This window comes from Paenibacillus sp. EKM10P, from assembly GCF_011800655.1.
GTDB classification, from domain to species: domain Bacteria; phylum Bacillota; class Bacilli; order Paenibacillales; family Paenibacillaceae; genus Paenibacillus; species Paenibacillus polymyxa.
On sequence record NZ_JAALET010000009.1, the window covers coordinates 37,953 to 51,807 of the forward strand.

The 13,855-nt window shown below is 45.5% G+C and carries 11 protein-coding genes; 7 read left to right on the forward strand and 4 right to left on the reverse strand.

What is annotated here, in order from left to right:
• Positions 1 to 82 precede the first annotated feature (82 nt).
• From glpK to HFE01_RS18915, 4 genes are read right to left on the reverse strand one after another with little or no spacing between them, the layout of a single operon-like run.
• Positions 83 to 1,624: a glycerol kinase GlpK gene (gene glpK / locus HFE01_RS18900; RefSeq protein WP_025365794.1), complete on the reverse strand. Its 1,542-nt coding sequence runs from the start codon at positions 1,622 to 1,624 to the stop codon at positions 83 to 85.
• A gap of 15 nt (positions 1,625 to 1,639) precedes the next feature.
• Positions 1,640 to 2,575: a transketolase family protein gene (locus HFE01_RS18905; protein ID WP_044787953.1), complete on the reverse strand. Its 936-nt coding sequence runs from the start codon at positions 2,573 to 2,575 to the stop codon at positions 1,640 to 1,642.
• A 3-nt stretch (positions 2,576 to 2,578) separates the two neighbouring features.
• Positions 2,579 to 3,424 (reverse strand): transketolase, encoded by an 846-nt coding sequence (locus tag HFE01_RS18910; protein ID WP_019688558.1) that lies wholly within the window; start codon positions 3,422 to 3,424, stop codon positions 2,579 to 2,581.
• Positions 3,425 to 3,447: 23 nt separating this feature from the next.
• Positions 3,448 to 4,908 (reverse strand): L-fucose/L-arabinose isomerase family protein, encoded by a 1,461-nt coding sequence (locus HFE01_RS18915; protein ID WP_016819960.1) that lies wholly within the window; start codon positions 4,906 to 4,908, stop codon positions 3,448 to 3,450.
• A gap of 427 nt (positions 4,909 to 5,335) precedes the next feature.
• Between HFE01_RS18915 and HFE01_RS18920 the strand changes: the two genes are divergently transcribed.
• From HFE01_RS18920 to HFE01_RS18950, 7 genes are all read left to right on the forward strand, one after another.
• The gene (locus HFE01_RS18920; protein ID WP_017427249.1) at positions 5,336 to 6,775 is read left to right on the forward strand and encodes a 6-phospho-beta-glucosidase; all 1,440 of its coding nucleotides are present in this window, start codon (positions 5,336 to 5,338) and stop codon (positions 6,773 to 6,775) included.
• Between the two features lie 275 nt (positions 6,776 to 7,050).
• A complete protein-coding gene (gene licT / locus HFE01_RS18925) occupies positions 7,051 to 7,881 on the forward strand; it encodes a BglG family transcription antiterminator LicT (protein ID WP_025365791.1) in 831 nt (276 codons plus the stop codon).
• A 252-nt stretch (positions 7,882 to 8,133) separates the two neighbouring features.
• Entirely contained in the window at positions 8,134 to 10,023 is a 1,890-nt protein-coding gene (locus HFE01_RS18930; protein WP_044787951.1) for a beta-glucoside-specific PTS transporter subunit IIABC, read from the forward strand.
• A gap of 218 nt (positions 10,024 to 10,241) precedes the next feature.
• Entirely contained in the window at positions 10,242 to 11,732 is a 1,491-nt protein-coding gene (locus HFE01_RS18935) for an alanine/glycine:cation symporter family protein (RefSeq protein WP_167438344.1), read from the forward strand.
• Between the two features lie 152 nt (positions 11,733 to 11,884).
• A complete protein-coding gene (locus HFE01_RS18940) occupies positions 11,885 to 12,490 on the forward strand; it encodes a bifunctional transcriptional activator/DNA repair enzyme AdaA (protein WP_016819965.1) in 606 nt (201 codons plus the stop codon).
• Positions 12,471 to 13,007, forward strand: a complete 537-nt coding sequence (locus HFE01_RS18945) for a methylated-DNA--[protein]-cysteine S-methyltransferase (protein ID WP_016819966.1) — start codon at positions 12,471 to 12,473, stop codon at positions 13,005 to 13,007. The genes HFE01_RS18940 and HFE01_RS18945 overlap by 20 nt, the downstream gene beginning before the upstream one ends.
• Positions 13,008 to 13,018: 11 nt before the next feature.
• Positions 13,019 to 13,834, forward strand: a complete 816-nt coding sequence (locus tag HFE01_RS18950) for an SPL family radical SAM protein (RefSeq protein ID WP_167438345.1) — start codon at positions 13,019 to 13,021, stop codon at positions 13,832 to 13,834.
• The last annotated feature ends 21 nt before the right edge of the window (positions 13,835 to 13,855 follow it).

Genomic DNA, 13,855 nt, shown 5'->3' on the forward strand with positions numbered 1-13,855 from the left:
AAAACCTCCGATTATCCAAGTGTAACACCTGTAAAATAATCGGAAGCTTGTAGTAAGCTCAAAAGTAAATGAGGAAGATTCATCAACAATTAGCGGAAGAAGATGGTGTAAGCGGTTGTTCTGAACGTATTACCATTTGCACTGCATTCTGCCAACCTGCATAAAGCCGCTGGCGGCTGACTTCATCCATACTAGGGGTGTAGTGCTCATACAGATTCTGATCAGAGGTATTTCCCGTGATGATGCCTTTAGGATCTGACCAGTATCCGACACCGAGACCGCCCAGATACACAGAACCCATTGCAGACAGCTCAGCACAGGTAGAGCGGGTAACATGGGTACCCAGAATATCTGCCTGAAACTGCATGAGCCAGCTGTTAGATGAGCCCCCGCCATCCGTACGTAAACTAGTAAGGGGGACACCGGATTGTTCACGTATAAATTGAACCGCATCTCTCACTTGATACCCGATGCTCTCTAGCGCTGCGCGTACAATATGTGCTTTGCCGTTTCCACGGGTCATACCTACAATTGCAGCACGTGCAGAGGGATTCCAGTAGGGAGCACCTAAACCGACAAAAGCAGGGACCAGATATACGCCCTCATTGTCCTGCAATTCGGTGATCATGGATTGCATTTCCTCAAATGAAGAGAATAATCCTAAATTATCCCGTGTCCATTTTATACTGTCTCCGGTCGTACGTATAACAGCTTCCAATGCATAAGATACCTTTCCTGAAGCCCCCCAGGCAATCGTTGTAACCAAGCCTTCACCGCCCTGTACGGGTTGCGAACCAATATTCATAAGTACAGATGTTCCAGTCCCATATGTCGCTTTGGCATCGCCAGTATCGAAGCAACGATGCCCGTACAGTGCACCCTGTGAATCTCCGATTATCCCTGATATCGCTACTTGTTCGTCCCATAATTCCACTTCCTGTGTATAGCCATACAAGGCATCGGATGCTTTTACCTCAGGGAGCAGGGAGGAAGGAACACCGAATATACTGCACAACTCCATATCCCAAGCCAGAGTATGAATGTTAAAAAGGGAAGTCCGGCTGGCGTTACTGTAATCGGTTGCATGTATTTGACCGCCCGTAAGCTTCCATAGCAGCCAGCTGTCAATAGTCCCTGCAAGTAGTTTACCTTCAGCAAGCAATTGGGGGGCATGAGGTACATGTTCCAAAATCCAATTGAACTTGACGGCAGAGAAATAAGGATCGAGCATTAGACCTGTCTTGGAGCGTATAATATCTTCATAGCCAGTATTCTTCAACCGTGTGCAGACCTCTGCCGTTCGCTGGCATTGCCATACAATGGCATTATAGATAGGCAAGCCAGTAGAACGGTCCCAGATCAGAGCCGTTTCTCGCTGATTCGTAATGGTTACTGCGGCCAGCGAGGAAGGAGAAAGCCCTGCTTTCTCCAGTACGCCTTTCGCAGCAATAAGTACATTGTGATATATCTCAAGCGGGTCATGTTCGACCCAGCCCGGCTGCGGGTAATATTGTTTGTGCTCTAAAGAATAACGGGTAATCACTTCGCCTTGCTGATTAACCAGCAGTGTTTTGGTTCCGGAAGTGCTTTGATCGATCGCCAGAATATAGGTCTCGATATTCATTACAGCTACAGCTCCTTACTTGTTCATCAATTCGAGCACAATCTTGCTGATATTTTCAGAGGTAAGTCCATAATGTTCAAAGACTTCAGCTGTTTTGCCGGCAATCGCCGGCTCATCCGGTATGCCCAGCATTTTCATAGGAACCGGTTGATGTTGAACCACCACTTCTGCTACAGCGGCACCCAAGCCTCCGAATACACTATGCTCCTCTACGGTGACAATACCTCCCGTTTCCCGGGCTGCGGCGATGATCGCTTCCTCATCAAGTGGCTTGATGGTGTGCATATTGAGAACACGAGCTTTAATACCCATCTGCCCCAGCAACTCAGCCGCATCCAGAATGATACGGACGGTCTCACCAGCGCCAATCAGGGTAATGTCTGATCCTTCTTGTAGGGTAACAGCTTTCCCAATCTCAAACGGATAATCCTCGGACGGATAGACATCCTCAACAGCATTACGTCCGATCCTTACATATGCGCCTCCTTCATGCTGAACCAGCGCTTCGGTCATTTTCTTGGTTTCATGACGATCGGCGGGGAGTAAGACCATCAAACCAGGAATCGCTCGCGCGACAGCAATATCTTGGACAGAGTGGTGGGACATTCCTAGTGCACCGTAGCTAACACCACCGCTTATCCCAATCAGCTTTACATTGGTTCCGGAATAGGCTACATCTACCTTGATCTGCTCAATACTACGCATGCTCAGGAAGCAGGCAGGAGAGGTGACGAACGGCTTTTTACCGCTGTGTGCGAGTCCAGCAGACATACCGACGATATTTTGCTCGGCAATGCCTACCTCCACAAATTGTTCCGGATAGGCATCGGCAAAGGGAGCCATAGCAGCAGAGCCGCGAGAATCACTAGCCAACACCATAATATCCCGATCCTCTTTGGCAAGGCTAAGCAGCGTTTCACAGATGACCTGACGATTTGGGATTTTGTTCATTGTTTATCTCACCTGTCCTTCCCCGGATAATTCGTCTATTTCTTGTGTCAGTTCCGCCAGTGCGCGTTCAAGTTCATCATCACTTGGAATACGGTGATGCCAGCCTGGAACACCCTCGGCAAAGGATACACCTTTTCCCTTGATCGTGTTTGCCAGCACCAACGTTGGTTTGCCTTCAATTTCAGGGACATTGCGGAATGTATGGATCAGTTCCTCCATGCTGTTGCCGTCAATGGAGATCACGTTCCAGCCGAAAGCGGCCCACTTTTCCTCCAGGGGTTCAAGTCCCATAACCTCCTCGGTTGTACCGCTAATTTGCAGGCCGTTGCGGTCAATGATACCGACAAGATTATCCAGTTTGTAATGGGCACCTGCCATAGCAGCTTCCCAATTGGAGCCTTCCGCTTGCTCCCCGTCACCCATGAGACAGAATACACGGTAGGATCGCCCGTCACGCTTGGCAGCCAGTGCTATACCGACTGAGATGGGGAGGCCATGGCCCAATGCGCCTGTATTCATTTCAATACCGGGAACTTTATTGTTCGGATGTCCAATCAGACGGGTTCCGAACTGGCTATAGGTTTCCAGTTCTTCTTTAGGGAAGAAACCAAGGTCTGCCAGAATACACCATAAAGACTCGACGGAATGTCCCTTGCTGGCAATAAAGCGGTCACGTTCCTCCCATTTAGGATTAGTGATATCAATATTCATGATTTCGTAGTATAGGGCGGTGAGTATATCCGTATTGCTCAGCGAGCCTCCTGTATGCCCTGTTTTGGCACGATGAATAATGGTGAGCAGGTCCTTACGGATTTGTGCGGCTTTGATTTTCAAGTCTAGGATTTCCATAGTGCCCTCCTAAAATAATATAGTTAAACCAGAATACCCGACTTGGTGACAGCGAGATCGGAACCACGCAACCAGCGTTGAATTTCCTGTTCGGTAGGATCTACCGGATCTGCCGTGACACCTGGAAGGTAATTGCAGGCCTCGTACAGAGCCGGGATGACATTAGCATGAATGCCAACAGAGTGATGGACGTAAGGACCTTTGACGAGCTTTTCTTCCCATAACGGCCAGTCGTTGACCTCTACCCAAACATACGAGCCGCGGGTATAAGGTCCCTCAATTCCTTTAGCTTTGCCGAGGAAAATGGAATAATCTCCATGATCACCATCAAAACGGGCGATGGTCATGCCGCCGCCTTTGATTTGTCCTTCATGTGTGCCTGGTGCGTGATCATCGAACAGGAAGTGCTTGCGTAGTTTGGGTTTGTTCTCAATAGACATGGATACTGGAAAGTTCCCGCAGTGGAAAAGAAGCTCTCCATTGTCATTCTCAGGATGACGTACCGTAATATCAGCGAAAAAAGTGGGGAGTTCGTTCATCGCAGCCGCTTGTACCATAACCGAAGTAATTGCTCCGTGAATATCGGTTTCGCAGGTGACCGGAATTTGTTCATCTGTCAAAATGGCATTGGCCAGACAAGGCATAATTCCCATAGCTTCCTGGAGGGAGGACCAGCATTGGATCGCGATGGCTGTACTTCCCGTTTCGATAGCGTAGGATTTCATGGCTACTTTAAGTGCAGCAATGCGTCTGATATCTTCTTCGGTGACTTCACTGTAGTCCAGCTTCTCTTTGATATAATCAATCGCTTCTGAAAGTTCAGCACTGCTCCCGGCTGCAATTTTCTTTGAACGCAGCTGAATATCTACTAGCGTAATTGGATGAATCTCAATACCGAATCGCTCCAACAGCTCCCCTTCATTGCAGATCATAGTCCAAAAGGAAGCAGGACGAGGACCTATCTGGAGAATTCGTAAACTTTTGAACTGTCGTACTACATTGGCAGCCGAGATAAAATTGTTAAAGCCTCGTTCAAATACCGGATCGGCTACACGACTGTTTGTGATATAGGTAAAAGGGACATTAAAGCGGCGAAGCACCTTTCCGCTAGCGAACAATCCACACTGGGTGTCCCGTAATCTCATGCCGTCGGCCAACGGAGCCTCATCACGTGGACCCCACAATAGAACCGGCTTGCCAAGTGCCTTGCCCACACGGGCAACCGTATCCTCGGTACCAAAATTACAGTGGGGGAAGAAAACGGCGTCCACTTCCTCTTCCTTGAAACGTTTGATAATCAAGTCCGCATTAATATGGTCGTCATACAGCAAACCCTCCTCATTAAGCCCTTCCAAATCCACGATATCAATGTTCATTCCGAAGCTCTCGATTTGTTGGCGAATGGCAACTTTGTAGCGGAATGCATCTTCAGCACTGAAGGTGAATCGTCGAGTAGGCGCATAACCCAGTTTCAGCTTTTTCATGAATAACTCTCCTTGTACTAGAAGTAAACAAATTAAAATTTCACTAAACAAAACTAAATTGTAGTGGATAAATTATATAAATTTTTATTTTCAAAGTCATCGTATCACCTCTGTAAACCGCTGTCAATTAGCTTTTTTATAAAAAATTAGTTGTTTAGTTTAGTTATTTTGCGAAAATAAACTAAAAATTCGTATTTTGTTTAGAGTGAATAGCGTATGTATCATATCTATTAAATTTGACAGGCTCCTAAATCTTTGTTAGAGTTTCAATCAAATATGAATAACCTTTTCATGGGATGTTACCGTTAGGGCATAACCTGAATCGGCTTGTTTACACCGCAAGTGTAACCAGGCTGGTTTGGGTTTTTTTATTATTCATCTCCCTTTCTGTACACCCTTTTATCACACATTTGGAAGGAGAACGTTTATGTCCAGTTATATTTTTCCTAAAGACTTTTTATGGGGCGGTGCTCTTGCAGCCAACCAGGCCGAGGGGGCTTATTTGGAAGACGGTAAAGGATTGAGCCTGGTGGATCTGCTGCCTACCGGAGAGAAGAGAAGAAGCATAATGAAAGGGAATGTTCCTTCGCTAACCCCACTTGAAAGCGAATTCTATCCTTCCCATGAAGCCATTGACTTCTATCACCAATATCGCGAGGATATTGCACTATTTGCAGAAATGGGTTTCAAAGCACTGCGTGTTTCCATTGCCTGGGCTCGTATTTTTCCAACTGGAGAAGACGCTACTCCCAATGAGGCGGGGCTGCAATTTTACGATGATTTGTTCGATGAATTGCATAAACATGGCATTCAGCCGGTTGTGACCCTTGCTCATTTTGACGTGCCGGTAGCTCTGATCGAGAAGTACGGAAGCTGGCGCAACCGGAAACTGGTTGGTCTGTTTGAAACCTATGCCAAAACCGTATTCACTCGTTACAAGGATAAAGTGAAATACTGGATGACGTTTAATGAAATCAACATGCTGCTCCACTTGCCGTTTCTCGGTGCCGGGCTTGTATTCCAAGAAGGCGAAAACGTTAAACAAATTCAGTACCAGGCTGCGCATCATCAGCTTGTTGCAAGCGCGCTGGCTGTAAAAGCATGTCACGAGATCATTCCAGATGCGAAAATTGGCTGTATGCTTGCTGCTGGAAGCTTCTATCCGTATACATGTAATCCCGAAGATGTGTATCAGGGGATGGAAAAAGACCGCGAGTCCTACTTCTTCATTGATGTACAGTCACGCGGCGAATATCCTGGTTATGCCAAACGCTTCTTCAAGGACCATGGATTAAACATCGAGATGGAATCCGGCGACGCAGCCATTTTGAAAGACCATACCGTCGACTACATCGGATTTAGCTATTATTCGAGCCGGACAACCAGCACAGACCCGGAAGTTGTCAAAAATATGACTAGCGGTAATGTTTTCGGCTCCGTGGCCAACCCATATTTGGATAAGTCCGAATGGGGCTGGACGATCGATCCAAAAGGATTCCGTATCACAGCCAACCAATTGCATGACCGCTACCAAAAGCCTCTTTTCGTAGTGGAAAATGGCTTTGGTGCCAATGACGTGGTTTCACCTGAAGGAGAAGTGAATGACGATTACCGAATCGACTATCTCAAGCGACATATTGCTGAAATGGGTGAGGCTCTTCAAGACGGCGTCGAAATTATCGGTTACACCAGTTGGGGACCTATTGATATTGTCAGCGCATCCTCTGGAGAAATGAAAAAACGCTATGGTTACATTTATGTAGACCGTGACAATGAAGGCAACGGTACGTTGAAACGTATTAAAAAGAAAAGCTTTGACTGGTATAAAAACGTAATTCATTCCGATGGCGAAAATCTCGGCGAATAGTCGTACGACAAGAAAATAGGATCGGACGTCCTGAATCAACGGGAATTTCCGATCCTCGTTTTTCAATTGAAAGCGTTGACAATCGTTCCTTTTCGGGCTATACTTGACGCAATTCCATCATTTTTAGGATTGTTACTGCAGAGCAGGCAAAACCTAAGCCACGAATAAGCGGATTTTACAGTCTTGTTTATTTGGCGTGCTTCGGTTTTTTTTGTTTGCAATAAAGTGGATGGAGCATGAGTGGCTCTTGCTGGCATATGGAACGGGGGATCGAGATGAATATAGCAAAGGTCATCAACAACAATGTAATTAGTGTTTACCAGACAGACGGTACTGAACTCGTAGTCATGGGTCGGGGGATTGCTTTTAAGAAAAAGCCTGGTGACACAGTAGATGAAACCAGAATTCAGAAGGTATTTGCGCTGAAAAACAAGCAGACATCCGATAACTTCAAAATGCTGCTGCGCGAGGTACCGCTGGATTTGATTGTGATTGTGGAGGAAGTCATTAATGACGCCAAGCATAATCTGAACAGAAAGCTGAACGAAAATATTTATGTTTCTCTGACCGACCATATCAATTTCGCTATTGAAAGGTACCGGGAAGGACTAGAAATCAAAAACGCGTTATTGTGGGAAATCAAGCAGCTGTACAGAGAAGAATTCGCGATTGGTCTAAGAACGCTGGAACAAATTAAACAAAAGCTCGGTATTGAACTGCCTGTGGATGAAGCGGCTTATATTGCCCTTCACATTGTGAATGCTGAAATGAATGAGGAAGTCATTACGACCATGAGCATTACGAAGTTTATCCAGCAAATTATCAATATCGCAAAATACCACTTTAAGGTTGATTTTGACGAGGATTCTCTAAGTTATTTCCGCTTTATTACGCATCTGAAATTTTTCGCTCAGCGCGTATTTAAGGGAAATCACTATGAAAATAACTATGATCATTTATATGACTTGATTAAGGAAAAGCACAAGGATGCAGCCGCTTGTACGGAGAAAATCGGAACTTTCGTTAAAAAAGAATACAATCATGAATTAACGAACGAAGAAAAGCTGTATTTGACTGTGCATATTGAACGAGTGGTGAACAGATAAGCTCTAAACTTTTTATTCGAAAAAGAATCGAAAGTATATGTTTAAATGTTTTTGTTGACAAATATGGTAGATTAAATGTATTATGTGAGTAACAGGAATTTAATAAGTTTTAACTGGGATTGTTACTGGTTATGCAGGCAAAACCTAAGTCATGAAAAATCGCGGGACTCAAGTGCCCACCATTTTTCAAGGCTTAGGTTTTTTGTGTGCCTAAATATGTAAAAAGCCCCTTAGAACATGGAGGTGTCCATCATGAGTTATGAAAAACTGGCTAAAGAAATTGTGCACCTGGTAGGCGGGGAAAAAAATGTAGTATCGCTCGTACACTGCGCCACGCGCCTGCGTTTTGTGCTAAAAGATGAGGCGAAAGCAGATAAGGCAAAGCTGGAGAAAACCGATGGAATTATTACGGTCAAGCAGAGCGGTGGCCAGTTCCAGGTTGTGGTCGGCAACAAAGTACCAGAAGTATACAATGCCATCGGCCAAGTATCCAACATTTTGAATGAAACTGGAAAAGAAGAGAACTCAACTAAAGGCAAAAAAGGATTTGGCGCTGTAATTGACGTAATTTCCAGCATTTTCGCACCATTGCTTGGAGTTATGGCGGGGTCCGGTATTTTGAAAGGTCTGCTGCTGATTGCGAGCAACCTCGGCTGGTTGGTTCCGAAAGACACTACTTATATGATTTTGTATGCTGCGGCCGACAGCTTGTTTTATTTCCTGCCGCTCTTGTTAGCGGTTACAACGGCACGGAAATTCGGAGGTAATATCTTCGTTGCTTTGACCATTGCCGGAGGGCTGCTTTACCCGACGATTGTCACGCTGAAAACAGAAGGTACAGCAACAGACTTTTTCGGTATTCCTATTGTGATGATGAGTTATTCATCAACCGTTATCCCGATTATTTTAGCCGTTATCGTCATGAGTAAGCTGGAAAAATGGTGCAATCGACTGATCCATGAGAGCGTCAAAAACTTTATTACACCTTTGATTCTACTTGTAATTATGCTTCCTCTGACTCTGATGGTTTTTGGTCCAGTTGGGGTGTATGTGGGCAATGCAATCGCCACCGCACTCGTTGCTGCGTTCAGCTTTAGTCCGCTGCTGGCTGGAGCAATTCTCGGTGCTTGCTGGCAGTTGCTCGTTATTTTCGGTGTTCACTGGGGTCTTGTACCTGTATTTATTAATAACATTGCTGTTAACGGCAGAGACGGTATTAAGCCTGCTGCTTCGGCTTCCATCTTTGCTCAAACCGGTGCAGCGTTTGGTGTCATGCTGAAAACGAAAAATAAAAAGCTGAAAACGCTGGCAGGTTCTGCTACACTTACCGCTTTGTTCGGTATTACAGAGCCAGCGGTCTATGGGGTTACGCTGCCACTGAAGCGCCCGTTTATTGCTGGTGTTATCGGCGGTGCTGTCGGTGGTGCCATTATCGGCCAAGCGGGGACGCAAGCATTTGCCTCCGGCGCACCAGGGTTGCTGACTTTGCCGATCTTTTACGGTCCTGGCGGACAAGGCTTCCCAGGATTGATTCTAGGGATTACTGTTTCATTCTTGGTTTCGGCTATCTTGACTTATATTTTAGGCTTCGAAGATCCAGTTGAAGAGGAAGAAACCACTGACAACTCGGCTAAAGAATCGACTTCTACAGTTACCGTTTCTAACGAAGAGGTGCTAAGCCCGATTGAAGGAACGGTGGTCGCTCTGTCGGAGGTTCCCGATCCTGCGTTTGCTTCGGAAGCTATGGGTAAAGGTATCGCCATCCAGCCGACAACAGGCAGAGTCGTAGCTCCGTTCGACGGAACTATTACTGTAGCGTTCAAGAAAAAGCATGCGCTGGCAGTGGTTTCACATCATGGCGCAGAAGTTCTAATCCACGTTGGGGTAGATACGGTCAAGCTGGACGGTAAACATTTTACTTCCTATATCAAAGAAGGCGATCAAGTAAAAGCAGGAGATTTGCTACTCGAATTTGATGTTGAGCAAATCAAGGCAGAGGGTTATCCTACGATTACGCCAGTTATCATCACAAATTCTTCTGAATATACGGAAATCCTCCCCATCCCTCAAGGGCAGGTAACGGAGCAGGCACCGTTGTTGAAACTGTCTAGCGCTCCAAATGAGCAAGCAGGCAACGCCTGAAATCTTAAATAAGGACCAAGCTCTGATGATCCATATTCTCGGATCATCAGAGCTTTTTTGTCGTCCTATTATGCCGAATAAGGCTATTTGTAATTGACAATATGTCAATTAAATTAGCTTGTACGGTTGTAAAAACTAATCTATAATTTTTTGTAATTATGCAAATTTTCTGAAAACATAGACTAGATGAATTGATGGATCAGGGGGAAATGCAAGGAATGTTAGAGAAGTGGGCAGAGGCAGTAAATGGCGTCATTTGGAGCAATCCTGTGGTATATGTCTGTTTGGGCGTGGGGCTATTATTTTCAATCATGACTCGATTTTTACAAATTAGGCATTTCAAAGAGATGATTCGTCTTGTCTTTAAAGGAAAAAGCTCAGAGGCAGGCGTTTCTTCTTTTCAAGCCTTTACGATGGCGCTATCGGGACGTGTAGGGACGGGGAACATTGCTGGGATTGCATTGGCAGTCGGTATGGGGGGGCCTGGAGCGATATTTTGGATGTGGGTCATGGCCTTTATCGGGTCGGCTACTGCGTTTGTTGAATCTACACTGGCTCAGGTATATAAGGTAAAGCGTGATGGTCAGTACCGAGGCGGCCCGGCTTTTTATATTGAAAAAGGAACAGGCTTAAAATGGTTTGCCGTTATTTTTGCGGTAGTAGCGTTGGTTGCTATGTGTTTGTTGATGCCGGGGACCCAATCGAACTCCATCGCCCTAGCTTTTCATAGTTCGTTTGGTATGGATATGAAGGTTTCTGGGATATTAGTGGTCGTGTTGCTGGCGCTTATCATTTTTGGCGGTGTCAAAAGAATTGCCAATGTGGCTCAGGTTGTCATACCGTTTATGGCACTAGGCTACATCCTTGTCTCTTTCTACATTATGATGACGAACATTACTGCACTTCCCGAGGTATTTGCCCTGATCTTTCGCAGTGCTTTTGGTGTAGATTCAGTGTTCGGAGGTATAGCAGGGACAGCCATTGCTTGGGGTGTAAAACGAGGCATTTATTCTAATGAAGCGGGACAAGGCTCTGGTGCGCATCCGGCAGCCGCAGCAGAAGTGTCCCATCCGGCAAAACAGGGGCTGGTTCAGGCCTTTTCCGTATATGTAGATACTTTTTTAGTCTGTACGTCTACGGCTTTCATGGTATTGTTTACAAATATGTACAATGTGAAGGGACCAGGTGGGGGGTATATTGTGCAGCATCTCCCGGGTGTTGAAGAAGGAACCCAATATACACAGGCTGCTATTGAATCGGTATTCCCGGGTTTTGGCTCAAGTCTCTTGTCCATAACCTTGTTCTTTTTCGCATTTACCACCATTATTGCGTATTATTACATCGCTGAAACGAATATGGCCTACCTGGTTGCCGACCGTAAAGCCAAATGGCCTATGTTCCTGTTAAAGTTGGTAATTCTGGGTTCGACGTTTTATGGAACGGTCGTCAAAGAATCGGCCTTGGCATGGACACTAGGGGATATGGGCGTCGGTATTATGCTTTGGGTCAATCTGATTGCTATGATTCTCCTGGCCAAGCCTGCGTTTCTCGTGCTTAAGGATTACGAGCAGCAGCGAAGGCAAGGGCTAGACCCGGTATTTGATCCGAAGCAGGCGGGAATTTCAAATGCAGATTATTGGTCACGGGAATATCAGCTTCCTTCAGATGAGTTGACGATCACGGTTGAACCGGGTAAGATTCAAGCCTAAATAAGATAGATTACTACATTTAAAGATGGCTCCTTGTGGGTCATCTTTTTTCATTATCTTGCCTTTACATTCCAAAAGGGGTACATACGTTCACTGTTTAGTTTATAATTTAGATATGAGACAGGGTACATTGCACAAGAGGGGGGATTGAAATGAGAACATCCGATTTATCCATAACAGACGAGAAGTGGAGAGCTATTATAGAAAATGACAAGTCTTATGACGGGGTATTTTTGTATGCTGTGAAGACAACGAAAATATTTTGTCGTCCCTCCTGTAAATCCCGACCTCCTAAAAGAGAGAACATCCGTTTATTTATATCAGCAGAGCAGGCTTTGGCTGAGCATTTTCGTCCATGCAAAAGATGTAAACCGACAGGACAACGATTGCCTGATCACGACTGGATCGCAGGAGTTACAGAATACGTAGATTCGAATTATATGAAGGACTTAACATTGCACGTCCTGGCAGAGATCAGTCATGGAAGTCCGTACCATTTACATCGTACCTTCAAGCGAATCATGCATGTAACTCCGATGGAATATATACAGCGTACGAGGTTGGAACAAGCGAAGAAGCTGCTTATTTGCTCACAACAATCTGTTGCGGAAGTGGGGGAGAACGTAGGTCTGTCCAATACCCCTTACTTTATTACGTTGTTTAAAAAGAATATAGGCTACACTCCATTGCAATATCGCCAACTCGAATCCATAGCAACTCAAAAAGGAGATACACAGCATGGTATATCAAATGAATAAAACGATCTATTGGTCATTATTGGTGCATGAGGATTGGAATTTATATATTGCAGCTACATCGGAAGGATTATGTTATGTTGGTTCGCTTAATCAAACTGTTGAGGAATTGATTGCATGGGCAGGAAGTCGATTTCCCGGCAGTCCTTTAGTTGAAGAGGATACCATTTTACAGCTCTATGCCAAGGAGTTGATTGAATATTTCCAAGGGGAGCGTACACATTTTACATTCCCTTTTGACTTTCATGGAACTGCATTTCAAATGGCTGTGTGGAACGCGCTGTGTAATATTCCGTATGGGGAGACACAATCCTATTCAGACATTGCCAACGCGATTCAAAAGCCGAACTCTGTTCGTGCGGTTGGTACCGCTATCGGTGCTAATCCGATTTTGGTCACCATCCCTTGTCACCGGGTCATTGGTAAGAATGGAGCTTTGACCGGATATCGTGGGGGGCTGGACATGAAGGTGAAGCTTTTGCAGCTTGAAAAGAATCACACACACAAACCAATACAGTAGTGAGGTCAGGTATGAAAAATGAGTATTACAAATCCCCCAAGACTCTTTTGAATAAAGGGACTGGCTTCTTGTCAGGGTATACACACTCGTTGAACCCGTATACCGGCTGTACCTTTGGTTGCTCGTATTGTTATGTACGCCAATTGCCAGTCTCTACGTTTCGGAAGGAAGCTTGGGGAACATGGGTTGATATTAAGAAAGAGGCGGCAGATATTCTTCGTAAGGAGCTTCGTAGGGCCAAATCCAAAGGTAAAGTTACGATTTTTATGTCGTCAAGCACAGATCCTTATCAGCCGGCCGAGTACAAACAAGAGGTGACCCGATCTCTGCTGGAAGTGATGGTGGAAGATCCACCGGATTTTCTCTTTGTACAGACGCGTAGTCCGCTTGTACGACGGAATATTGATTTATTGCTCCAATTGAAGGAACGTGTACGTGTGAGCGTCACGGTAGAAACAGACCGCGAGGATATACGCAAACATTTCACCCCGGAGGCTCCTCCCATCCAGGCTCGTCTTCAAACACTGCAACTTTTAAAAGAGGCAGGTGTACCGACGCAAGCTACCATTGCTCCGATGCTGCCAAGCAGTGAGCATTTTGCAAACAAGCTCGTGTCTCTGGTCAACCGTGTCTGTATAGATGATTATTTTATGGGAGACGGCAGCGGGGGAAGGCGGACGCGTAGCTTGAACATTGGTGCGCTGTACGAGTCATTGGGGCTGGAGGAATGGTATCACCCAGCTGCGTATAAGGCGGTTTATGAGCGTTTTCTTCAGGTTTTTTCGAAAGAACAGCTCTATGTGAGCAAAGAAGGATTCGAACCCTGATATGAAAGCAACCTATGTCAT